22 protein-coding genes are annotated in these 21,059 nt (G+C 63.4%); 9 read left to right on the top strand and 13 right to left on the bottom strand.

Translation table 11 applies throughout. The annotated features are described in order from the left end of the window. Nucleotides 1–39 precede the first annotated feature (39 nt). From NKI08_RS18435 to NKI08_RS18415, 5 genes are all read left to right on the top strand, one after another. Nucleotides 40–837 (top strand): DsbA family protein, encoded by a 798-nt coding sequence (locus NKI08_RS18435; RefSeq protein ID WP_352542788.1) that lies wholly within the window; start codon nucleotides 40–42, stop codon nucleotides 835–837. Between the two features lie 26 nt (nucleotides 838–863). Further along, a complete protein-coding gene (locus tag NKI08_RS18430; RefSeq protein ID WP_352473258.1) occupies nucleotides 864–1,586 on the top strand; it encodes a cytochrome c biogenesis CcdA family protein in 723 nt (240 codons plus the stop codon). Between the two features lie 21 nt (nucleotides 1,587–1,607). After that, the gene (locus NKI08_RS18425) at nucleotides 1,608–2,174 is read left to right on the top strand and encodes a hypothetical protein (protein ID WP_352473256.1); all 567 of its coding nucleotides are present in this window, start codon (nucleotides 1,608–1,610) and stop codon (nucleotides 2,172–2,174) included. Nucleotides 2,175–2,300: 126 nt separating this feature from the next. Continuing rightward, nucleotides 2,301–2,495 carry a hypothetical protein gene (locus NKI08_RS18420; RefSeq protein ID WP_352473255.1) on the top strand — a complete coding sequence of 65 codons (195 nt, stop codon included), beginning with the start codon at nucleotides 2,301–2,303 and terminating at the stop codon, nucleotides 2,493–2,495. A 416-nt stretch (nucleotides 2,496–2,911) separates the two neighbouring features. Next, nucleotides 2,912–5,446: an NAD-dependent epimerase/dehydratase family protein gene (locus tag NKI08_RS18415; protein ID WP_352771291.1), complete on the top strand. Its 2,535-nt coding sequence runs from the start codon at nucleotides 2,912–2,914 to the stop codon at nucleotides 5,444–5,446. Here the strand turns inward: NKI08_RS18415 and NKI08_RS18410 are convergent. From NKI08_RS18410 to NKI08_RS18400, 3 genes are read right to left on the bottom strand one after another with little or no spacing between them, the layout of a single operon-like run. Beyond that, complete coding sequence (locus tag NKI08_RS18410; protein WP_352771289.1) at nucleotides 5,443–6,663, bottom strand: NAD(P)/FAD-dependent oxidoreductase; 1,221 nt, start codon at nucleotides 6,661–6,663, stop codon at nucleotides 5,443–5,445. The two genes, NKI08_RS18415 and NKI08_RS18410, sit on opposite strands and share 4 nt — an antisense overlap. Beyond that, on the bottom strand, nucleotides 6,660–7,373 hold the full coding sequence (locus NKI08_RS18405; protein WP_352771287.1) for a methyltransferase domain-containing protein: 714 nt from the start codon (nucleotides 7,371–7,373) through the stop codon (nucleotides 6,660–6,662). Before NKI08_RS18405 ends, NKI08_RS18410 begins: the two co-directional genes overlap by 4 nt. Continuing rightward, the gene (locus NKI08_RS18400; protein ID WP_352771285.1) at nucleotides 7,370–8,437 is read right to left on the bottom strand and encodes a type III polyketide synthase; all 1,068 of its coding nucleotides are present in this window, start codon (nucleotides 8,435–8,437) and stop codon (nucleotides 7,370–7,372) included. The genes NKI08_RS18405 and NKI08_RS18400 overlap by 4 nt, the downstream gene beginning before the upstream one ends. A 269-nt stretch (nucleotides 8,438–8,706) precedes the next feature. Between NKI08_RS18400 and cueR the strand changes: the two genes are divergently transcribed. After that, nucleotides 8,707–9,105 (top strand): Cu(I)-responsive transcriptional regulator, encoded by a 399-nt coding sequence (gene cueR / locus NKI08_RS18395; protein ID WP_352473250.1) that lies wholly within the window; start codon nucleotides 8,707–8,709, stop codon nucleotides 9,103–9,105. Between the two features lie 42 nt (nucleotides 9,106–9,147). On the opposite strand, the gene NKI08_RS18390 is transcribed toward cueR, so the two are convergent. Beyond that, nucleotides 9,148–9,630: a DUF2127 domain-containing protein gene (locus tag NKI08_RS18390; protein WP_352452336.1), complete on the bottom strand. Its 483-nt coding sequence runs from the start codon at nucleotides 9,628–9,630 to the stop codon at nucleotides 9,148–9,150. Between the two features lie 41 nt (nucleotides 9,631–9,671). Here NKI08_RS18390 and NKI08_RS18385 point away from each other — a divergent pair, with 41 nt between their 5' ends. After that, a complete protein-coding gene (locus NKI08_RS18385) occupies nucleotides 9,672–10,214 on the top strand; it encodes a phosphatase PAP2 family protein (RefSeq protein WP_352501323.1) in 543 nt (180 codons plus the stop codon). Nucleotides 10,215–10,231: 17 nt separating this feature from the next. Further along, the gene (locus tag NKI08_RS18380; RefSeq protein ID WP_352771282.1) at nucleotides 10,232–10,789 is read left to right on the top strand and encodes a cytochrome c; all 558 of its coding nucleotides are present in this window, start codon (nucleotides 10,232–10,234) and stop codon (nucleotides 10,787–10,789) included. A gap of 5 nt (nucleotides 10,790–10,794) precedes the next feature. Here NKI08_RS18380 and atzF read toward each other — a convergent pair whose 3' ends face one another. From atzF to NKI08_RS18340, 8 genes are read right to left on the bottom strand one after another with little or no spacing between them, the layout of a single operon-like run. Further along, the gene (atzF, locus tag NKI08_RS18375; protein ID WP_352771280.1) at nucleotides 10,795–12,603 is read right to left on the bottom strand and encodes an allophanate hydrolase; all 1,809 of its coding nucleotides are present in this window, start codon (nucleotides 12,601–12,603) and stop codon (nucleotides 10,795–10,797) included. Further along, complete coding sequence (locus tag NKI08_RS18370) at nucleotides 12,600–12,950, bottom strand: cupin domain-containing protein (RefSeq protein ID WP_352501326.1); 351 nt, start codon at nucleotides 12,948–12,950, stop codon at nucleotides 12,600–12,602. The genes atzF and NKI08_RS18370 overlap by 4 nt, the downstream gene beginning before the upstream one ends. Then, nucleotides 12,943–13,611: a cysteine hydrolase family protein gene (locus NKI08_RS18365; protein WP_352771278.1), complete on the bottom strand. Its 669-nt coding sequence runs from the start codon at nucleotides 13,609–13,611 to the stop codon at nucleotides 12,943–12,945. The genes NKI08_RS18370 and NKI08_RS18365 overlap by 8 nt, the downstream gene beginning before the upstream one ends. After that, entirely contained in the window at nucleotides 13,611–15,143 is a 1,533-nt protein-coding gene (locus NKI08_RS18360) for an ABC transporter ATP-binding protein (RefSeq protein ID WP_352617359.1), read from the bottom strand. The genes NKI08_RS18365 and NKI08_RS18360 overlap by 1 nt, the downstream gene beginning before the upstream one ends. A gap of 10 nt (nucleotides 15,144–15,153) precedes the next feature. Continuing rightward, nucleotides 15,154–15,855, bottom strand: a complete 702-nt coding sequence (gene biuH / locus NKI08_RS18355; protein ID WP_352452343.1) for a biuret amidohydrolase — start codon at nucleotides 15,853–15,855, stop codon at nucleotides 15,154–15,156. Nucleotides 15,856–15,870: 15 nt separating this feature from the next. Then, nucleotides 15,871–16,797 carry an ABC transporter permease gene (locus NKI08_RS18350; RefSeq protein ID WP_352452344.1) on the bottom strand — a complete coding sequence of 309 codons (927 nt, stop codon included), beginning with the start codon at nucleotides 16,795–16,797 and terminating at the stop codon, nucleotides 15,871–15,873. Continuing rightward, nucleotides 16,797–17,921 carry an ABC transporter permease gene (locus NKI08_RS18345; RefSeq protein WP_352452345.1) on the bottom strand — a complete coding sequence of 375 codons (1,125 nt, stop codon included), beginning with the start codon at nucleotides 17,919–17,921 and terminating at the stop codon, nucleotides 16,797–16,799. The genes NKI08_RS18350 and NKI08_RS18345 overlap by 1 nt, the downstream gene beginning before the upstream one ends. 20 nt (nucleotides 17,922–17,941) lie before the next feature. After that, a complete protein-coding gene (locus NKI08_RS18340) occupies nucleotides 17,942–19,069 on the bottom strand; it encodes a BMP family ABC transporter substrate-binding protein (RefSeq protein WP_352473233.1) in 1,128 nt (375 codons plus the stop codon). Between the two features lie 322 nt (nucleotides 19,070–19,391). Here NKI08_RS18340 and NKI08_RS18335 point away from each other — a divergent pair, with 322 nt between their 5' ends. After that, nucleotides 19,392–20,051 (top strand): GntR family transcriptional regulator, encoded by a 660-nt coding sequence (locus tag NKI08_RS18335; RefSeq protein WP_352455454.1) that lies wholly within the window; start codon nucleotides 19,392–19,394, stop codon nucleotides 20,049–20,051. A 3-nt stretch (nucleotides 20,052–20,054) separates the two neighbouring features. Here the strand turns inward: NKI08_RS18335 and doeB are convergent, their stop codons facing one another. Then, nucleotides 20,055–21,056 (bottom strand): N(2)-acetyl-L-2,4-diaminobutanoate deacetylase DoeB, encoded by a 1,002-nt coding sequence (gene doeB, locus NKI08_RS18330; RefSeq protein ID WP_352501331.1) that lies wholly within the window; start codon nucleotides 21,054–21,056, stop codon nucleotides 20,055–20,057. Between the last annotated feature and the right edge of the window lie 3 nt (nucleotides 21,057–21,059).

Here is a 21,059-nt window from a genome sequence, read left to right as displayed (position 1 = left end):
CCGACCGGGCGCCTCGACGGAGAACAAGGAGAGATGCATATGACGATCAGCGTAAAACAGGCAAACCGATATGGGAGCTGGCTTGTCCGCGCCCTGCTGCTTGCCGCCGTGACCGGATGGTTCCTGCTAAATCCGGGCCTTCAGGGCGCCGGGCGATCGGCGATGGCGGCTGGCGGAATGTCCCAGGACCAAATCGACCAGCGCATCCACGACTATATCCTCGCCCATCCCGAAGTCCTGGTGCAGGCGCTGCAAAGCCTGGATCAGCGCCAGCGCGAGGCCGAGGCGGCCCAGGTAAAGGCGGTTCTGGCGTCGCGCGCGGACGACATTTTCCGCGACAAGCAAAGCCCCGTCGGCGGCAATGCGCAAGGCAACGTCACCATGGCCGAATTCTTCGACTATAATTGCCCTTATTGCCGCCAAGTGGCGCCGATCATGGCGCAAGCCGCGGCCAACGACCCGCAGTTGCGCATCGTCTACAAGGAATTCCCCATCCTCGGCCCTGATTCCGTATTTGCGGCCAAGGCAGCGCTCGCGGCTCAGATGCAGGGCAAATATGCGGAGTTCCACAAGGCCCTGTATGACGCCAAGAGCCGGGTGAACGAGACGATCGTTCTCAGGATCGCGGCCGAGGTCGGCCTCGACGTCCCTCGCTTGAAGACCGATATGCAGCATCCGGACATCCAAGCGGCGATTGACCAAAATGCGAAACTGGCTCAGGCGCTGAAAATCGCCGGAACGCCGACTTTCGTCGTCGGCGACCAGATTTTTCAAGGCGCGACCGATCTTGCTTCGATGAAGAAATTGATCGGGCAGGCAAGGGCCCTGAAGAAGTAACGCCGGCAAGCGGGAACAATTGACCGATGCCCGAACTCTCCAACATCGGCGTGCTGACCGCCTTCGTGGCTGGCATCGTCTCGTTTCTCTCTCCTTGCGTGCTGCCGCTGGTGCCGGGCTATGTGTCCTATGTCGCCGGCAGGACGCCGATGGACGGGTCGGCGCGCCTGTCGGCGGCCGCTTTGAGCCTCTGTTTCGTGCTCGGGTTCTCGACCGTCTTCATCGTGCTAGGCGCCAGCGCCACGGCGCTCGGCCGATTGCTGCTCCGCCACCGCATCGAGCTCAACCTTGCCGGCGGTGCGATCGTCATCCTGTTCGGCCTGTTCCTCACCGGTCTGCTTCGCCCATCCTGGATGATGCGCGAAGCGAGATTTCATGCCGATATGCCCGGTGGCAAGGCGACGTCGGCCTATGTTCTCGGCCTCGCCTTCGCCTTCGGCTGGACCCCGTGCATAGGCCCGATCCTCGGCGCCATCCTGACCGTCGGCGCCGCGTCGGCCACCGTCGCCGAAGGCGTGACGCTGCTCGCCGTCTATTCGCTCGGCCTCGGCCTTCCCTTCTTGCTTGCCGCTCTGTTCACCGACAGTCTGGCGCGGCGGCTGAAGGCGATGCGCCGGACCGGCTCGATGTTGCAGTTCGCCGCCGGGGGTATCATGGTCGTCATGGGGCTCGCCATGGTCACCGGACGGATGTCGACATTCTCGTTCTGGCTGCTCGAACAGTTTCCAATATTCACGCGCATCGGCTGAAGACCGGGAAAGGAATTAGTCATGGTCCGGACAATGTCCCCAAACAGACGAATGGTTGTTTTCGGCGGTGTTTTCGGCGCCGCGATGGTTGCCGGCTTTGTCAACGAACCGGATTTGGCAATCGCTGCGGAAGACCCCGGTATGGCGGGTCGCTTCAAAGACCTCAGCGAAAATGGCAACAGCACGTGTTCGGCCAAATTCACGGAGTCGATCGCAACCATGCCAAGCACGTCGCGGATCAAGGGCTCATGTTGCAGCCCGATGGAAATGAAGCGCTACATCGAGCAGTTGAATGGGCTGACCAAGTATCGCGATATCGCCATGATCCCCGTCGATCCATACGACATTCCGGCTGGCATCGCCCAAAAATTGATTCCCTACTACGATGTGAAACTCTCCGGCGAAGAGCAGCAGGCCTACGACTATGCGATGGCCAATTCCAACGAGAAAGGCCCATGCTGCTGTCAATGCTGGCGCTGGAAAGTGTATGGCGGGCTGGCGAAGTTCCTGATCCGCGAGCACGGTTTCACCGGCAAGCAGGTCGTCGACGTCTGGGATCTCTCCGACGGCTGCGGCGGTGGAGAGTAGAGCCGGGCGACGCCTCGGATGCGGTTCAACAAGCGCTCTCAACCTGTTCTAGCTTCTTGAAAGGAGCGCTTGACCTTCCGGTGGCTGGAACGGTTAGGCTCATTGCCAACTTCCGGAGATCTTCCAATGGCGGACCGAACCATGAATTTCGAAAGGCAGCTACTGGCCCTGTTCAGAGAGGCATATCGGCAAGGCAGATCAGATGTCGCGGAGCATTTGCTGCGAGCGCTGGAGGCACTGGATCAAAGCCCTGCCATTCCCGAGTTACCGCACGGCCAGCATGTTTTGGCCGAAGCCTACTATGAACTCGTTCGTCGATAGCATTGAACATGCCCTGATTGACCGTCAAGCCACCGCCTTCGTGGGCTGATCGAGTTCGCCTTGACGGGCGTACATGGCGAACTAGTTCCCCTCGCAATCGCCGGTGGCAGCGGCGGCGGGAGGGATGATTGTAATGATGATGGACGGTTCAATGTGGATGATGGGCGGCATGGCGCTCATTTGGGTCCTGGTGCTTGTCACCCTCGTGCTCGCGATCGCGGCGCTGGTCAAATATTTGCGAACCTGACGGCATAGGCAGTCGGGGTCAAAAGAGCAAAAAGGACGGAAAGTTGTAGGCGTCACCGGAAGCAGCAGCGTCATCGGGTCGGCGTCGGAACTGGTCCGGCCCTCCGGCTCTTAACGTCTGTCGCCTTCGGCCCTCTCAGGAGTGGCAAATCGCCGGCTATGAGGTCTGGATGGCGAAGCGCAAAGACACGGTTATTGTTACCGGCAGCACCGGCTTCATCGGCTCGGCTCTGGTCAACAGCTTCGCCGACCGGTTTGCTCTCGTCGGCCTCGACCGGGCGGCGACGCGTCAGCCGCCGCCGGCCGCGGAGTGCGTCTGCATCGACCTGACATCGGAGGACGCCGTGGCAGCCGGCTTGGCGCGCGTGCGGACGGGCTATGGCGCCCGCCTCGCCTCGGTGATCCATCTTGCGGCCTATTTCGATCTCACAGGCGAACGGAACCCGCTCTACGAAAAGATTACGGTTGGCGGCACCGAGAAGCTCCTGCGCGCCCTGAAACAATTTGAGGTCGAGCAGTTTGTCTTCATGAGTTCGATGCTGGCGCACAAGGCTGGCCGACCAGGCGACATCATCGATGAGGATTGGCCGCTCGAATCGAACCTACCCTACCGCACCTCGAAGATCGAGACCGAGCGCCTGATCCATGAGCAGCACGGGGCGATCCCTGTCGTCTATGCCAGGCCGGCCGGCGTCTATGATGATCTTGGCCGTAACGCATTCCTCGCCAATCAGATTGCGCGTATCTACGAAGAGGATCCGACCGGGCATGTATATCCGGGTGACCTGCGCACCGGGCAGTCGTTCCTGCATCTGGAAGACCTCATCGAGGCGGTGGCGCGCCTTATAGATCGGCGCAAGAAACTTCCCACGGAGCTGGCGCTGCTTCTCGGCGAGCCTGAGGTCATGGGCTACGGCGAACTTCAAGCCGAGATTGGTCGGTTGATCCGTGGCGAGAACTGGGAGACACGGGAGGTGCCGAAGGCGCTCGCCAAGGCGGGTGCCTGGGTCCAACAGGACGTGCTGGGCGAAGAATCATTCGTTCGTCCCTGGATGGTCGATATCGCCGACGACCACTACGCGATCGATATCAGCCGTGCCCGCAATGTCCTCGGCTGGCAGCCCCGGCATTCCCTGCGCGAGACGTTGCCGCGGATCGTCGACGCGCTCAAGGCAGATCCCGCCGGCTGGTATCGGGCCAACAAGCTCAACGCCGCCAAGGTGGCCGGCAGCGGAACAAAAGCGCGAGAGAAAGACAAGGCGTTCGAGGCCAAACACGACAAGATGAAACCCGGACACATGGCCGAGATGGCGGGGATGGGCAAGCAGATGCTCTGGGCTCATTTCCTGGTCATCACGCTTGGCGTGTGGCTCCTCACCAGCCCGCTTCAGTTCGCGCTGTTCGATCCGGCGGCGGCCGGCACTGTGCGTGACGTCACGCAAGAGCGTGGACTGTGGGAACCGGTGCTGCGCAACGCGCTCACCGGCTGGAGCGACATTGTCTCGGGCTTGCTGCTGATGCTGTTTGGCGGGCTCGCACTGTCGCCGCGTTTTTCCTGGGCGCAATGGGGCACGACGATCGCCGGCCTATGGCTGCTGTTCGCGCCGCTGTTCTTTTGGACGCCGAGCGCCGCCGCCACCATGAACGACACGATCGTCGGCGCGCTGGCCATCACTTTCTCGGTGCTCGTCCCGATGATGCCGGGCATGAGCCACGAAGGGATGATGGACGAGAGCACCGTTCCGCCCGGCTGGACCTACTCGCCGTCATCCTGGCTGCAGCGCCTGCCGATCATCGCGCTCGGTTTCTTCGGTTTCCTTATCGCCCGCTATCTCACTGCCTACCAGCTCGGCCATGTGGGTGCTGTCTGGGAGCCGTTCTTCCCCGGCGGAGACGGCAGGAACGGCACGGAATTCATCATCACATCCGACGTTTCTCGAGCCTGGCCAGTCGCTGATGCCGGGCTTGGCGCCGTGGCCTATATGATCGAAACCCTGATGGGCGCGATGGGCACGGCGACCCGCTGGCGCACCATGCCCTGGATGGTGACCTTCTTCTTCATCCTGGTGGTGCCGCTGGGCGGCGTCTCGATCTTCTTCATCATCATCCAGCCGATCATGATCGGCACCTATTGCACACTGTGCCTGATCGCGGCGGCGGCCATGCTGGTCATGATCCCGCTGACGCTGGACGAGGTGGTCGCCATGGGCCAGTACATGCTGCGCAGCGTGCGGGCAGACCGTCCGTTCTGGCGCACCTTTTTCCAAGGCGGGCCGGAGCCGAACGGCGAGGCGGACAAGAACGATCCCGGCTTTTCCGCCGCGCTTGCCGCACAGTCCGCCGCAGCCATTCGCGGTGTCACGTTTCCATGGACGCTGGTCGCATGCTGTATCGTCGGCGGTTGGCTGATGGTCTCGCGGCTGGTCTTCGGCACGGCTGGCGCCATTGCAAACAGCGATCACCTCTCGGGCGCCATGATCATCACGATCGCGGTCTGCGCCATGGCCGAGGTGGCACGGCCATTGCGTTTCCTCAACCTGCCGTTCGGGTTATGGCTGATCGCAGCGCCCTGGCTGCTCGACGGCGCGACCAGAGGTTCGACATTGAACAATGCCGTTGCAGGGCTAGTTGTGATCGGCCTCAGCCTGCCTCGGGGGCGCCGAAGCAAGGAGCACTACGGCTCATGGGACCGCTATGTCGCCTAGACGAAGCCGGGAACCGGCTTGGTCTTGCCGCTCAGTTGCGCGCCCAGCGTCAGTGTCTGCGGGAAATTCCGGACGATCGCTGCCATCAAGGTGGCGCTGCCGGGGCGAAGGGCAATTCCGGCAACGGCCGCGGCGGCGTAGACCCGTGTCGAGAACAGTCTTTTCCAGGCCGCCCCGTAGCGTGTGGCGGCAGCCTCGCGCCCTGCCCGGCCACTTGGCGCGCATGCGAGTTCGCAAGCCAGCAGCCAGCCGGACTGAAGCGCCATCGAGATGCCCTCGGCGATGACAGGATGAGACTCTCCAGCTGCATTGCCGACGCGGAAGATGTCCTCTTCGTAGCACGAGCGAATTCCCGGCCGGATCGGACCTGCGGCAAGCCACGAACCGTCGAGGAGAGCCGGTTCCAGGGCGTTCCTGACGCCTCGGCACGAGTCCACGAGATGGCGCGAGACCGCATCGGCGGCCGACACGTGACTCCGTTGTTTGGTGCCATATTGTTTACGCAGCCGCGCGAGCATATCGCGCCGGATGCAGCACGAGATCGACAACCGGCCATGATCCGCCGAAACCATGCCGCCATAGCCGCCGGGGAAGGCCAGCAGAGGCATCAAATCCGGCGGCAGGGACGACCCGGTGAAATGCGCCTTGAAGCCGAGCAGGTCCGACGGGCGATTGGCCTTTGCGAGCTGGCTGGGCAATGGTCCCGGTTCCCACGAGCCGTGTGCGGCGACAATCACCGGCGCTCGCAATATCGCCGCTTCATCCCCGGCCTGAATTCGCACCCTTTGCATCCCACCGTCCGGCTCGATGGCGACGGCGCGGCAGGGTTGAAAGATTTCGGCACCCGCCGATCGCGCTGCCTGTAGAAGCAGAGAGTCGAGAATGTCCCGGCCGAGCGCCCGGCCAAAGCCATCTTTCGCACGAGGCCCAGCTCCTGCACCAGGCATTGCCGCCTCGACGCAGGTCTCGCCGGAAAACAGGCCGACGCGGCGGATTTCGGGGCCGGCATTGGTACGCCAGGCATCGCCGATCTCGAGCCGGTCGAGAAGCGCAAGATTGCTTGCCGAGATGTATTCGCCGCAGACCTTGCGGCGTGGAAACGCACTCTTTTCCACAATTGCCACAGCCCATCCGCGCCGGACCAGCGTGAGCGCGACGGATGTGCCCGCCGGGCCGGCGCCTATGATGATCGCGTCATGGGTCGACAATCCCGTCATGGGTCGTTGCCGGCGCTGGCGCCGACGAAAATGTGGGAAAACAGGCCGGCGCGTCGTTCCTCGACCGGTTTGCCGTTGGCCGCAAGCCAGAGACCGGAAAGCTCGCTGCCGCGAAAGCCGGCACGCACGCTTTGCGCCGCGTCGTTTCGTGTGACGTCGTTGGCGCCGATTGCCGGCAGAAGACGGGTCGCGGCCAGCGGCAATTTCGCCCGCAGCGGCTCTGTCGCAATGAGCAACGGGGCTTTCGGCCCGATCAGCGAAAATAGACGCACGAGTTGCGCATCGTCGAGATGATGCAGAAACAGATTGACGGTGACGGCGTCGAACCGCGCGCCCTCGATCTTTCCTGCCCAGTCGAAGACATCGGCGGTGACGCCTTCCGCCCTCCATCCCAGCCGGTCAAAATCGCCGCGCAATTGCGCGGTGAGGAGGCCGACGCGGTCGAGCATCACCAGTTCGACCCCGGGCCAATGCCTGGTCATGCGCCGCGCCACCGTCAGCATGAAGGAGCCATCGCCGGCGCCGATCTCCAGAATGCGGCGTGGCGGCTTTGGCACAAACCTCCTGAGCAACGACGTCATGATCGGCACCTGAAACATCAGCATATTGATGCGCCGAAGGTCGCGGCGCGCGGCCAGCGCTCGCGGATCGTCGGCCGCAAGTCCGTCGAGGATTTCCGGCGCAAGCTGCCGGTGCTCCAGGCCGCTCATGACACCGTTCGAAAGAGCATGGTTTCGGCCGTCAGCCCGGGTCCGAACGACATGCCGCAACCGAGCAGGCCGGGTGGCGCCTTCAGCATCTCCTTCATCACGAACATGACGGTCGCCGACGACATGTTCCCATACTGGCGCAACACCTCGCGCGATGGTTCCAGCGCGGTGGGCTCCAGTTCCAGGGCCCTTTCGACGGCGTCGAGCACCGAACGTCCACCCGGATGCACGGCCCAAAGGTCGATTGCCTCGGTCGGCCGGCCGCCGAGCATGGCGGCCTGGCTGTTCCGCAATGCTTCATGAATCGCTGCCGGCACCTGGCCGGAAAGAACCATTTCGAAGCCGTGGTCGCGAATGTTCCAGCGCATCAGGTCCCGCCGTTCCCTCGCCACCAGACAGTGAAAGCTATCGAGCTCGATGCCGGCCGGCTCGGCAGTGATGAGCGCAGCCGCGCAGCCGTCGCCCCAAAGGCAGAACGACAGCAGTTTTTCCAGCTCGGTGGTCTGTCGCAGATGCATCGTGCAGAGCTCGATATTGACCAGCAGGACCTTGGCCTGCGGGTCGGAGCGGACGATGTGGCGGGCCAGCTTGAGGCCGTTGATCGCCGCATAGCAACCCATGAACCCGATCATCGTGCGTTCGATCCCGTTCGGCAGCCCGCAACGCGCAACCAGCTCGAGATCGATGCCCGGCGCCGAAAAGCCGGTGCAGGTGGTGACGATCAAATGGGTGATGCGGGAAGCGTCGTCGCCAAGCTGCAATCCGTCGATGCCCTTTTGCGCCAGAACAGGTGCGGCATCGTCGAACATCGCCATTCTCGCCGCCGTTCCGGGAAACGCGCCCCGGATGAAGGTTCCGGCCAGGTCGGCGGACGGTCCGTCGGGGTCGGACGCCGGCGCAAAGCAGGAATATCGGTGCTCGATGCCGGCAAGATCGGCCATGCGTTCGAATATCCTCCGGCGATCGGCCGCGAGCATGGAGGCCGCGAAACGCAGGTAGAATTGATGAACCTCGTACTCCGGCACCGCTGTCGCGATCCGGTTGATATAGGCCTTGACGGGCATGTTCTGTCTCCTCGGCGTCTGCACGGTGTTGCGTCGAGCCAGCGCCGGAGGGTCTTTGCTCATCGGCACCCGGTGTCGAACACCGGGTTTTGAGCACTGTTCGGTAAAAACGTTTCCGAGGACCGATTTCTTCCCGAAGGTTCAGTATGTACTGGCAGGCAAACGGTTGGAGCGGGCGGGCGGTTGCGTCAGGCATCCAAAATCGCCACATCATGTTGACCTTCCATCTACTGGAAGGTCTATTTCCTCCGACAAAGGAGATTTCCACCATGAACATCGGCGTCGCATCCGAAAAATCCGGCTTGCCGGCCAAGACGATCCGTTACTACGAGGATATCGGGCTCTTGCACCCGGCCCGGACGGACAATGGCTATCGTGATTACTCGACGGCCGATATTCACCGGCTGCGCTTCCTGCAGCGCTCGCGAAGCCTGGGGTTTTCGGTCGACGAATGCCGCCAGCTGCTGTCGCTGTACCAGGACAGGGAACGTGACAGCGCCGACGTGAAGGCGATCGCGAAAGCCAAGCTGGTCGAGGTCGACAGGAAGATCGCCGAACTGGTCGGATTGCGCGGCTTGCTTCACCAATTGGTCAGTCACTGCCACGGCGACGAGCGGCCGGATTGCCCGATTATCGACGAGCTGGCAGGACAAGGCGTCGCCCAGTGAGGTGGATTGAAAATCGGAGCGGCTGACGTGCAAACTTCGCTGTCATGCCGGCTTGTGCTGCCGCACGACCTTCCATTCATGCCAGATCAGCACCATGACGACAGCATCGAATACGGTCAGGACAAGCAGGCCGAACGAATGAGTGTAGGAGTAGCGGTAGACTTGATAGAACATAAATGCGCCCAGCGCCGCAAGCGATGCCGGATACGACCACAGCTTGCCTCTCAAAAGCCCGACAACGAGCAGCAGTTTTATAAGGCCGTGGCTAAGCAGGTAGAAGGCATAAAACTCCTTGCTGGCGACGGAAAAGTGGCTTGCCATCTGCGACAGATAGCCAGCTATGAAATCGTTCGGATCTTCGATCAATTCCTCTTGGGTGAATGTATTGACCCAGGAGGCAATGGCGTCGGTGGTGACGACATAAAGCAGGATCCCGCCCACGCATTCGATCAGGGCATGCGCCCCTTTAAGCCAGATGCTGAGCTCGAAAATCTGATGGATGCGGCGTTCGTCTACTGCTTTCACAAAATTCACCTTGCGATCGACAACAGCGGAAACGAGAAACGATGGATGCAGCTCTAACCCACTGGATCAACGCGGCAGCCGGGATCAGCCCTTTTCTTGATAAGGCAATGATCGCCGTCTCACAAATCGGCGTTCCGCTGATGGTGCTGGCTGTTGCCCTGCAATGGTGGGCAAAGGCCGACCGCTACCATGTGCGCCATGCTGCCTTGTCCGCCGGCTTGGCGTTCCTGCTCGGTCTGGCGATCAATCAGTTCATTTTGCTATTCGTCCACCGGCTGCGGCCCTACGATGCCGGCGTGACGCATCTGCTGATTGCGCCCAGCGCCGACTGGTCGTTTCCCTCCGACCACGCGACAGCCAGCTTTGCGGTTGTTGCTGCTCTTGCAATGCAAGGTCTGCCGCGCCGGACGCTGGCCCTCTCCATCATGGCATTGCTGATCTGCTGGTCGAGAATTTATATCGGCACCCACTATCTCACCGACGTGATAGGCGGTGCCACCACTGGCGTCTTAGGTGCCGTTGTGGTCCGATTTGCCTATCGCGAGAACTCCCGACTGGACAGTCTGGTCACAAGAATTCTCTAGCTCCTTATGTGCCAACGATGAGACGAGCAGCTATCATAGCGGTCCTGTCGCTTGCCTGCGTCTCTGTCGTGCTCGCCGCCGCCCATTCGGGTCGTGATGCGGTCATCCAGGCTCGCCAGGCCTCGATGAAGGAAATGGCCCAGGCCGCAAAGACAATAGCCGGGATGTTCGACGGCAAGCAGGCGTACGACGCCGCGGCCTTCAAGGCGGCGGCCGAGACCATCCGCGCACGCACCGGGCCTGCCCTGATTGCCGAATTCCCCAGCGCGACATTGGGTGCGCCTTCAGGCGCCAAGCCGGATATCGACCTCGCCCGCGCGGAGTTCGAAGCACTGGCTCGTCATATCGGAACGCTGGCCAGCGCCCTGGCCTCCGACGCCGAGCGGGCACCGCCGCATATCACCGACGGCATGAGAATGGGTTCCGGCCTGGCAATGGGCGGTGGCAGCCTGCTTGGCAAGCGACCATCACTCGCGGAAGCCGATCCCACTAAATTGCCGGCGGAGCACCTCCTGCATCTCATCTTGCAGGATTGCTCGAGCTGCCATTCGAAGTTCCGGCAAAAGGTCGAGTGATAGCGTCAGCTCCGCTGCAGCTGACCCGCCATGAAATTGCGCCAGCCGCCGAAATGCGAAATCTCCTTTGCATCGGTGAGACCGGCACTTTCGACGAGGAAGCCTTTCGGCGAAGTTCCGTCATCGAGCAGAAGCGTGCCGATGCCGAGCGGCGGCGGGATCGCGGCGACGAAGCGGCCGAAGGCTTGCGGCGATAGCCGCCAGACTTCGACCTCGATCGCTGTCCCCTTGCCGTTGCAGGTGCGCTCGAGCCCAGGTCGCGACACCGACTGGCCGGCGAGCGCGTAAAGCCGATAGAGCGGCGCCGTTCTTGCAGCCCGGGCGAACATCGCGCCGAGCTGCTGCAACTGGCCGTTCAGCGCCATTCCCGACAGATGCGCGCCGACCACGGCCAGTTCGATCGTGCCTTCATCCACGCCCGCCAGAACATCGCCGCGCTGCGGCTGCGGCCAACCGATAGCACCAAGCGCAAGGCCGCTTGCCGCATGGACATCGCGCGCAAGCGACGCAGTCAGGTGGTCCTTGCCCGCCGCGGCAAGCAAGGTGACGCTCATCGGCAGACCGTCGCTACGGGTTCCGCTCGGCACGGCAATGCCGCACATGTCGAGCAGATTGACGAAGTTGGTGTAGGTGCCGAGCCGGCTGTTGGTGACGATCGGATCGGCCAGCACCGCTTCGACTGTGTAGTGCGTCGGCGCGGTCGGCACGCAGAAAACGTCGACCGAGGCGATGACCGGCGCAAGCTTGGCCTTATAGCCTTGCAGGGCATAGAGCCCGTTGAAAGCGTCCGCAGCGGAAAGTTTTCGCGCACCGCCGATGATCTGCCGCGTGACCGGATGCATGGCGGCCTCGTTGGCATCCATGAAGTCCCTGATCGCGGCGTAACGCTCGGCCACCCAGGCGCCTTCGTAGAGCAGAGTGGCGGTGGCGTAGAAATCACCGAACGGGATTTCGACCAGCCGGCAGCCCAGCGTCTCCAGCGAGGCAAGAGCGGCCTCGAAACCCGCCTGCATCGCCTCGTCGCCGAAGAACGTCCAGTCGGCCCTGGCCGGCACGCCGACAGTCAGCACCGGCGGGCGCGCGGCAAGAGCCTGAATGCAGAGGTCACGTGAATAGGGATCGGCGTCGTCCTTTGCCGCCGCCGCCTCGAACACGTGATAGGCGTCATCGACGGTGAGCGCGAAGACCGAGACGCAGTCGAGCGTCCGGCAGGCCGGCACGACGCCGGCGGCTGATAGCGCGCCGACGCTCGGCTTCAGCCCGACGATGTTGTTGAGGCCGGCGGGTATGCGCCCCGAACCGGCGGTATCGGTGCCGAGCGCGAAGGAGACGATGCCGCGCGCCGTCGCCACGGCCGAGCCGCACGAGGAACCGCCCGGCACCAGTTTCGGGTCGATCGCATTCCTCGGGATTGGATAGGGCGTGCGAACGCCGACCAGGCCGGTGGCGAACTGGTCGAGATTGGTCTTGCCGACAACCAGCGCGCCGGCGGCCTTGAGCCGCGCGACGACGGTGGCGTCTTTCGCCGGCAAGTAGGCATATTCCGCACAACCCGCCGTGGTCGGCATGCCGGCAACATCGATGTTGTCCTTGACCGCGAACGGCACGCCCCACAGCGGCTTTGCCGCGGGATCGAACGGGCCGAGCTTTTCCGCCTCGGCAAGCAACTCCGCCCTGCTCGCCAGATGGATGAAGATGCCGGGGTCATCGGCCGCCGCGAGCCGCGCATGGACCACATCGATCACCTCGCCAATGCCGACGCCGGCCTGATAGGCAACGTGCAGGCTCGCTATGTCGAAGCGGATGTCGCTCATTTGGCCTCGCCCAGAATGACTACCGGCAGGTTCCACTGGATGAGCACGACGCAGCCATCCTTGGTCCACACCGAATGCTCGGTTCCGACCGGGTTCAGGATCACGCTGCCCGCGGCATGATCGCCGTTCTCGTCGCTCTGCGTGCCTTCCAGCACGATGATCGTCTCCAGCCCGGCATGGCGATGACGCGGCACGCTGGCGCCAGCCCGGTAGTTCAGGATGGCGACCGACGGTTCCATCGGCCCACCCTTGAGCAGCCAATGCACTGTGATGCCTTCGCGAAAATGCTCGAATGGCAGATCACGCCAGCCCCCTTGGATGAGAGCCGCGTATGCGACGTTAGGCATTGGAAAGTCCCTCGAGCACCTGGTCCGTCGTTGCCGTCCAGCCGACGATGGCGCCCTGCGCCCTGATCATGGCAAGGGCTGCCGCCTTGAACTCCGGAAAATAGCTCTCAGTGGCATCCTCCGCCAGAAGGCATTCATAGCCGCGGTCGTTGGCCTCGCGCATCGTCGTCTGCACGCAGACCTCCGTCGTCACCCCGGCAAAGACTAGCTGCTGTGCGCCGAGCCGCTTGAGGTCGTCGCCGAAGCTGGTGGCATAGAACGCGCCCTTGCCGGGTTTTTCGATGACGATCTCGCCAGGCAGTGGGGCAAGTTCATCGAGGATCGCCGTTCCCGGCTCGCCGATGATCAGCACACGACCCATTGGCCCGACATCGCCGATCCTGATCGACGGATTGCCGCGATTGCGCTTGGCCGGCGGCAGATCCGAAAGGTCTGCCTTGTGGCACTCCATCGTGTGGATCACCGGCAGGCCAGCGGCGCGAAACCCCGCGATCAGCCTCTTCACCGTCGGCACGATCGCCGTGACCCGGCTGACGTCATTGCCGAGGCTGGCGCCGAAGCCGCCGGGTTCGGCAAAGTCGCGCTGCATGTCGATGACGACCAGCGCCATCGCCTCAGGCTTGAACACAAACGGAAACGGCAGCGCCTCGATCTCCGCCATCAGTGATGTCCCGCCATGTGCTCGCCGATCGTCTGCACGCTCGCCTGCGCGATCGGCGTTTCATAGACCAGCGCGCCATCCGACATGACGAAGATGCGGTCCGAGAGCTCGAGCAGCTCATCAAGGTCCTCCGACATAAGGAGCACGGCGGCACCGGCGTTGCGCGCCTTCATGATGCGGGCGCGGATTTCGGCGACGGCAGAGAAGTCGAGGCCGAAGCAGGGGTTGGACACGATGAGCAAATCGACCTCGCCGGTCAGCTCGCGCGCCAGCACGGCGCGCTGCACATTGCCGCCCGAGAGCGACGAAATCGGCGAAGCGAGCGATGCCGTCTTGACCTTGAACTGTTCGACCAGGCGGGCCGCGTAGTCCCTGATCGCACTCATCCTGATCCAGTTGACCGGCTTGCCGGCCTCGTTGAGGTCGAAGGTCCGGAAGGCCATGTTTTCCGCCACCGTCATCTTCGGTGCGCAGGCATTGCGCAACGGCTCCTCCGGAATGAAGCGGACATTGAGCGTGCGCGCCTCGCTGCGGCTGGCGCCATAGGGCGAGCCTTTCACCAGAACGTCGCCGCCATTGCGCGCCCGTTGTCCGGCAAGGACTTCGAGAAACTCCTTCTGGCCGTTGCCGGAGATGCCGGCAATGCCGACGATCTCACCCGACTTCACATCGAGTTCGCCGATGTCGATGGTTTTCAAACCGGTGCGGTCGGGCGCCTTCAGCGACTTTACCGTCAGCACCTGTCTGGCGCCGGCCGGCACCGGGGCGCGGCTGTCGAGTGCGGCGATCGGTTGGTCGCCGATCATCATCGCCGCCATCTGCTTGTGGGAAAGTTCGGAGACCTTTCCGGTTCCGGTCAGCCTGCCCTTGCGCAGCACGGTGATATCGTCGGCAAAGGCCGTCACCTCGTGGAATTTATGCGAGATCATCAGCACGGTGAGGTCGCCGGTCCTGGTCATGTCGCGCACCAGGCCAAGCACTTCGTGTGCCTCGCCGGGAGTGAGCACCGAAGTCGGCTCGTCGAGCACCAGGAAACTGCGGCCGAGATAGAGCTGCTTGATGATTTCGAGCTTCTGCTTCTCGCCGGCCGCAAGTTCCGCCACCTTGACGTCGAGCGGCAGCTTGAACGGCATCCGCTGCATGAATTGCGCAAGTGCGGCGCGCTCCTTGCGCCAGTCGATGACGCCGGGCACCTTCTCGCGCGAAATGACCAGGTTCTCCGCGCCGGTCAGCGACGGGACGAGCGTGAAATGCTGGTAGACCATGCCGAGCCCCAATGCCGAGGCATCCTTCGGACTGGCGATCGCGACCTCGCGGCCATCGACCAGCATGTCGCCGGCGGTCGGATGGTAAAAACCCATCATGCATTTGACCAGCGTCGACTTGCCGGCGCCGTTTTCGCCGAGCAGCGCATGGAACGATCCCGCCGGCACCTTGATCGAGACATCGTCCAGCGCGGTGAAGGCGCCGAAGCGCATGGTCATGCCGATGGTCTCGACGCCGACGGCTTTCTTGCCGATGCTTCCGCTCAAGATCGTGTCCTCACGGCAGCTGCGCGACGAAGGATACCGAATTCGACACCGCGCCGAACACGCCGCCCTGCATCTTGATCATCTTGATCGCGGCGAGATGGTTGCCGTAATCGGTCGCGCCGCAGCAATCCTCCAGCATGACGCATTCAAAGCCGCGATCATTGGCCTCGCGCATCGTCGTGTGGACGCAGACATCGGTGGTGATGCCGGTCAGCACGATGTTTTCGATGCCGCGCTGGTGCAGGATCAGCTCCAGGTCGGTGGCGCAGAACGAGCCCTTGCCCGGCTTGTCGATGATCGGCTCGCCAGCCGCCGGATAGAGGTCGGGGATGATGTCCCAGCCGGGTTCGCCGCGCACCAGGATGCGCCCGCAAGGCCCGGGGTCGCCGATGCCGGCATTGATGCGGCGCGAGCGCCAGCGCTTGTTGGCCGGCAGGTCGGCGAGATCGGGCCGATGGCCCTCGCGCGTGTGGATGATGGTGTAGCCCTTGGCCCGCATGGCTGCGAGCACCGACTTGATCGGCTCGATCGGCGCCCGCACTAGCGAAAGATCGTAGCCCATATGATCGACATAGCCGCCCGGCCCGCAGAAATCGGTCTGCATGTCGATGATGATCAATGCCGTATTGTCCGGCCGCAGCTCGCCATTATAGGGCCATGGATAGGGGTCGGCATCGATGTAGCGCTGGGTGATCTCGGCTCTGGCGTTCATCGGAAAAAACTCCAGTCATTTGGTGATCGACAACTCGCCCGGCGCGCCGGCAAGCGAGCGGTTCGGCGACGATGTGGCGATCATGATAATGAGCGTGAGGATGTAAGGCGCGGCGTAGAAGAGATAGTAGCCCTGCGTCACCCCGACCGATTGCAACGCCGGGCCCAGCGCGCCGGCGCCGCCGAACAACAGTGCCGCGGCAAAGCAGCCAAGCGGGTTCCAGCGCGCGAAGATGACCAGCGCCACCGCCATCAGCCCCTGCCCCGACGAGATGCGTTCGGTCCAGCTGCCGGGGTAATAAAGCGACAGATAGGCGCCGCCGATGCCGGCGAGCGCACCGCCGACGCCTGTCGCAAGCAGGCGCACGGTGTTCGGATTGAGGCCCATGGCGCGCGCCGCATCGGAGCTGTCGCCGACGACGCGCACGACCAGGCCGGCGCGGGTGTTGCGGAAGGCCCACCACAGGAACAGCGCAAGTGCGGCCCCGATCAGGAACAGCACGTTGACGTTGAGCGCCGCCTGCACCTGCGGGATATCCGACCAGCCACCGAAGGCGAGGGCCGGCAGGTCTGGTGCCGAGGGCTGGATGAATGGCTTGCCGAAGAAGAAGGCGAGACCGGAGCCGAACAGCATAAGCGCGATGCCGATGGCGATGTCGTTCACCCCGCGGAATTTGCAGATCCAGCCGTGGAACAGCCCGAAGCAAAGACCGGCACCTGCGGCAGCCAGCAGGCCGAGCCATGGCGAGCCGGTCATCACCGCGACGGCGTAGGCAGTCATCGCACCGAAGACCAGCGTGCCTTCGAGGCCAAGATTGATGCGGCCGGAGCGCTCGGTGATGGCTTCGCCGAGCGAGACGAAGATGAAGGGCGTCGAAACGCGGATGGCGCCGCCGAGAATGGCGAGCGGCACGCCCCACAGGCCGATCTCGGTCGCGTCCATCAGGAGCCCCTCTTCCACAGATCGGGATTGAAGACCTTGAAGCGGCCGTAAAAGGTTTCGCTGAACAGGATGACGACGAAGAGCATGCCTTGCAGCACCAGCACGGTGGCGTCGGGAAGGTCCATGCGGCGCTGGATCAGCCCGCCGGAAGCGCCGATACCGCCGAGCAGGAAAGCGACCGGGATGATGGCGAGCGGATTGTGGCGGGCGAGGAAGGCGACGAGGATGCCGGTATAGCCATAGCCGGCGGCGAGCGAGGCGTTGGCGCTGCCTTGCACGGCGCCGACCTCCAGCATGCCGGCCAGCCCGGCAAAGCCGCCGGCGAGCCCGGTGAAGCCGACGATCAGCGGCCCGACGGCAAGCCCTTGCACCTGAGCTGCCCTGACATTGCCGCCGGCGATGCGGGCGGCAAACCCCCAGCGCGTCTTTTCGATCAACAGCCAGGACAGGACGCAGGCGAGAATGCCGACGACCAGGCCCCAGTGCACGTCCATGCCTGGAATGTTGCCGATGCGGTAGGCATCCGCCAGCGGCTCGGTCGAGGGTTTGTTGAGCGAAGCCGGATCGCGCAGCGGCCCTTCGACCAGATGGTTCATCAGCGCGATGGCGATATAGGCCATCAGCAGGCTGGAGATGGTTTCGTTGACGGCGCGGTAGTGGCGGAGTGCGCCGACGGCACCGATCCAGATGCCGCCGGCGACCGCGCCCGCCACGCCCATCAGTAGGATGACCAGAAAAGCCGGCGCGCCATTCGCCGCGACGCCGATGGCGGCGGCGGCAACGCCGCCCAGCACGATCGCGCCTTCGCCGCCGATGACGACGAGGCCGAGCCGGGCCGGCAGCGCCACGCAGAGCGCTGCCAATAAAAGCGGTGCTGCCCGCGACAGCGAGTTCTGGATCGAGAACCACGAGCCGAAGCCGCCGCGCCACATCGTCTCGTAGAGTTGCACCGGCGATTTGCCGACCAGCGCGATGAACACGCTGAACAGCGCCATGCCGACGATCAGCGCCGCGAGCGGTATGACGAAGGCTTCCGCCCGCCGCGCCGCCCATTCGAGCGCCGCCGGATAATTCCTGGCGCCAAACAGCGCCGGTGCGCCCGCAGTGCTGACAGTGTCTGCCATGGCCCCGTCTCCGATCCGGTTCAGGCGGTCGAACCGACGACGCCCTCGACCAGGTAGTCCATGCTTTCGAGTTCGAGCGCGGTCTCGGCGAAGGCCTGGCCTTCGGTCGCGACGACGACGCCCTTGTTGCTCTTCAGCGGACCCTTGATGACGGAAAAGCCGCCTTTCATCATTTCGGCCAGCGTGCCGTCGAACTGCTTGCGGGCGGCCTCGCCGACAGCGGGGCCGAGCGGGCTCATCTTGACGAAGCCGTCGGCCAGGCCACCGCGCGTGAAATTGGGCAGCGGCGTGCCGGCCACCAGATCGTCGACGAACATCTTGTAGACCTTGGCCCAGTTCCATTCCGCGCCGGTCAGGTATTTTTCCGGCGCCAGCGGGCTCTGGTTGGCATGATAGCCGCAGACGAAGGCGCCACGCCCGGCCGCCGTCTCGACCACCACCTTGGGGCTATCGACATGGCAGGTGATGACGTCGGCACCCTGGTCGACCAGCGCATTGGTGGCCTCGGCCTCCTTGACCGCTAGCGACCACTCGCCGGTGAAGATCACCTGGCAGGTGATGGTCGGGTCGACCGAGCGCGCGCCGAGCAGGAAGGAATTGATGTTGAGCAGCACCTGCGGGATCGGCTTTGCCGCGACGAAGCCGAGCTTCTTGGTTTTGCTGGTGTGACCGGCGACGACGCCGTTCAGATACTGGCCCATGCCGATATAGCCGAAATAGGAACCGGCATTCATCGGATGCTTGTCCTTGTTCCACATGCCACCACAATGGCGGAACTGCACGTCGGGGAATTTCGCGCACATGGCGAGCATGTGCGGATCGAAATAGCCGAACGAGGTCGGGAAGATCAGCGACGCACCGTCGAGATTGATCATCGATTCCATCGTCTTCTGCACGTCGACCGTCTCCGGCACGTTCTCCTCCTCGACGACGGAAATGCCTTCGATCCCCTTCAGCGTGGCGGCGCCTTCGGCATGCGCCTGGTTGTATCCGTAATCGTCCTTTGGCCCGACATAGATGAAGCCGACGGTGGCCGTCGCGGCGAAGGCCCTGCTGATCGGAAACGATGCGGACGCAAGGCCGAGCGCCGCTCCGGCGGCGGAGGTCTTGAGCAGGTCGCGGCGGCTAAGCATGAATCTCTCGGACATTGAATGCTCCCTCTGTGGGGCCTTTGGGGCCGGTTAACACCTCAATGAAAGAAGTGTATGCAATCAGCATGCCAGTTTCAGAAATGAGATTTATTCAGCAATATCAATGAGTGTGCCGATGTGGACTGCACAAAGCCGTAGCAATTGCATACACTTTTTGCCCCCAAAATCGCCAATTTGACATGAAGGCTAAAACATAGGCATACAGAGGTGCGGAGGAATCGAAGCCGGTGAGTGGCTTACGGCTCTAGCGAAAAGACTGGACGGAGGAGACGTGTCGGGAAAGCGCAATTTGATCAGGTCGGGCACGACCGTCGATCAGATGGTGAGGGCGATCAGCGACCGGATCGTCACCGGTTTCCTGCGCCCGGGCGAAAAGCTCGACGAGGCCTCGCTCGCCGCCCGCTTCGACGTCTCACGCACGCCGATCAGGGAAGCGCTCAGCCGGCTCAGCGCCATGGGGCTGGTCGAAAGGCGGCCGAACCGCGGCGCCACCGTCGCCGTGGTGACGCAGGAGCACCTCGCCTCGATGTTCGAAAGCATGGCCGAGCTTGAAGCGATCTGCGCGCGGTTCTCGGCCGAGCGCATGACCGCTGGTGAGCGCCGCACGCTGGAGGCCGAGCACCAGGCCTCGGCGCGCTTGGTGCAGCTCGGTGCTGAAGAAGAGTATGAGCTTTTCAACACCGAATTCCACACCCGGCTCTATCGCGGCGCCCACAGCAAGCACATTTATGAACTGACCGTCATGACCCGCGGCCGGCTGGCGCCGTTCCGGCGCGCGCAATTCATGCTGCCCGGCCGGCTGGCCCAGTCATGGCAGGAGCATGACGCCATCGTGACAGCAATCATGCGCGGCGACAGTGCGGCGGCCGGAACAGCCGCCAAGGATCATGTCTCGATCGTCAGCGAGGCGAGCGCCGTCTTTGCCATCGGCGATCGCCCCAAAGGCAGGACCGAACCGTTCCCGACATCGGCTTCCTAACCGTCAATCGACCAGCACGGCGACCACGGCAGCGCAGTCGCCGGCCTTGACCAGCCCCGGAAAATGCCGCGCCGCCAACAGACCGGACATTTTGGCCCGGATCTCCCGCGGAGCGCCGCCGGTGCGGCCTATAGAATGGATACGTGCCAGCACCTGGTTCTCTGCCACCGCCTCGCCGAGATCGATCATCGTTTCGATCATCCCGTCGTCCTCGGCGAACGAGAAGCAATCGCCGGACGGCATGTCGAGCCAGCGGGTCGGCTGCATCTCGACCGCGCCGGCGACAATGCCGGCATGGCGCAGCACATTGAGCACGCCGCGACGCGCGATCCGCACCGTTTCCGCGCGCGAAGTCCCGCCGCCGCCAAGCTCTGTGGTGATGAACAGCTTGCCCATCTCTTCGGCGGCAGTGTCGAACATACCGACCGCGTCGATCTCCAGCATTTTCATCGACCATGGTGCGGAGAAGGCTTCAACCGCGGCGAAACCCTTCGCTTCCAGCACCTTGTCGGGCCGGATGTGGGCGGCGCAGAACGGCACGAAGTCGAGCGTCTTGCCGCCGGAGTGGAAGTCGAGCGCGATGTCTGTACGGGGCAGAAGCTCGCGCTGGAAATAATCGGCGATCTTCTCGGTCACCGTGCCGTCGGGCCGGCCGGGAAAGCTGCGGTTGAGATTGCCCTTGTCGATCGGCGAGGTGCGTGTGCCGGCGCGGAACGCCGGATAGTTCATCGCCGGCACGATGATGATCGTGCCGCTGACTTGCTTCGGGTCGAGCGTACGGGCGAGGTCATAGAGCGCCAGCGGCCCCTCGTACTCGTCGCCATGATTGCCGCCGGTGAGCAATGCGCTCGGCCCCTTGCCGTTGCGGATGACGCAGATCGGGATCATCACCGATCCCCAGGCGGAATCGTCGCGGCTGTAAGGCAGGCGCAGGAAACCGTGCTGCACGCCGTCGCGCTCGAAATCGACGGTCGGCGTGATCGGTGACGGGCGAAGGCTGGACATCGG

The organism is Mesorhizobium sp. M0768, assembly GCF_040320195.1.
Classification (GTDB): Bacteria; Pseudomonadota; Alphaproteobacteria; order Rhizobiales; family Rhizobiaceae; genus Mesorhizobium.
This window is presented reverse-complemented; position numbering and strand designations above follow the sequence as displayed.

What these genes read in the sequence shown, in the direction of transcription:
- NKI08_RS18435 (WP_352542788.1), top strand. Translation starts at nt 40, where the DNA reads ATGACGATCAGCGTAAAACAGGCAAACCGATATGGGAGCTGGCTTGTC.
- NKI08_RS18430 (WP_352473258.1), top strand. Translation starts at nt 864, where the DNA reads ATGCCCGAACTCTCCAACATCGGCGTGCTGACCGCCTTCGTGGCTGGC.
- NKI08_RS18425 (WP_352473256.1), top strand. Translation starts at nt 1,608, where the DNA reads ATGGTCCGGACAATGTCCCCAAACAGACGAATGGTTGTTTTCGGCGGT.
- NKI08_RS18420 (WP_352473255.1), top strand. Translation starts at nt 2,301, where the DNA reads ATGGCGGACCGAACCATGAATTTCGAAAGGCAGCTACTGGCCCTGTTC.
- NKI08_RS18415 (WP_352771291.1), top strand. Translation starts at nt 2,912, where the DNA reads ATGGCGAAGCGCAAAGACACGGTTATTGTTACCGGCAGCACCGGCTTC.
- NKI08_RS18410 (WP_352771289.1), bottom strand. Translation starts at nt 6,663, where the DNA reads ATGACGGGATTGTCGACCCATGACGCGATCATCATAGGCGCCGGCCCG.
- NKI08_RS18405 (WP_352771287.1), bottom strand. Translation starts at nt 7,373, where the DNA reads ATGAGCGGCCTGGAGCACCGGCAGCTTGCGCCGGAAATCCTCGACGGA.
- NKI08_RS18400 (WP_352771285.1), bottom strand. Translation starts at nt 8,437, where the DNA reads ATGCCCGTCAAGGCCTATATCAACCGGATCGCGACAGCGGTGCCGGAG.
- cueR (WP_352473250.1), top strand. Translation starts at nt 8,707, where the DNA reads ATGAACATCGGCGTCGCATCCGAAAAATCCGGCTTGCCGGCCAAGACG.
- NKI08_RS18385 (WP_352501323.1), top strand. Translation starts at nt 9,672, where the DNA reads ATGGATGCAGCTCTAACCCACTGGATCAACGCGGCAGCCGGGATCAGC.
- NKI08_RS18380 (WP_352771282.1), top strand. Translation starts at nt 10,232, where the DNA reads ATGAGACGAGCAGCTATCATAGCGGTCCTGTCGCTTGCCTGCGTCTCT.
- atzF (WP_352771280.1), bottom strand. Translation starts at nt 12,603, where the DNA reads ATGAGCGACATCCGCTTCGACATAGCGAGCCTGCACGTTGCCTATCAG.
- NKI08_RS18370 (WP_352501326.1), bottom strand. Translation starts at nt 12,950, where the DNA reads ATGCCTAACGTCGCATACGCGGCTCTCATCCAAGGGGGCTGGCGTGAT.
- NKI08_RS18365 (WP_352771278.1), bottom strand. Translation starts at nt 13,611, where the DNA reads ATGGCGGAGATCGAGGCGCTGCCGTTTCCGTTTGTGTTCAAGCCTGAG.
- biuH (WP_352452343.1), bottom strand. Translation starts at nt 15,855, where the DNA reads ATGAACGCCAGAGCCGAGATCACCCAGCGCTACATCGATGCCGACCCC.
- NKI08_RS18350 (WP_352452344.1), bottom strand. Translation starts at nt 16,797, where the DNA reads ATGGACGCGACCGAGATCGGCCTGTGGGGCGTGCCGCTCGCCATTCTC.
- NKI08_RS18345 (WP_352452345.1), bottom strand. Translation starts at nt 17,921, where the DNA reads ATGGCAGACACTGTCAGCACTGCGGGCGCACCGGCGCTGTTTGGCGCC.
- NKI08_RS18340 (WP_352473233.1), bottom strand. Translation starts at nt 19,069, where the DNA reads ATGTCCGAGAGATTCATGCTTAGCCGCCGCGACCTGCTCAAGACCTCC.
- NKI08_RS18335 (WP_352455454.1), top strand. Translation starts at nt 19,392, where the DNA reads ATGGTGAGGGCGATCAGCGACCGGATCGTCACCGGTTTCCTGCGCCCG.
- doeB (WP_352501331.1), bottom strand. Translation starts at nt 21,056, where the DNA reads ATGTCCAGCCTTCGCCCGTCACCGATCACGCCGACCGTCGATTTCGAG.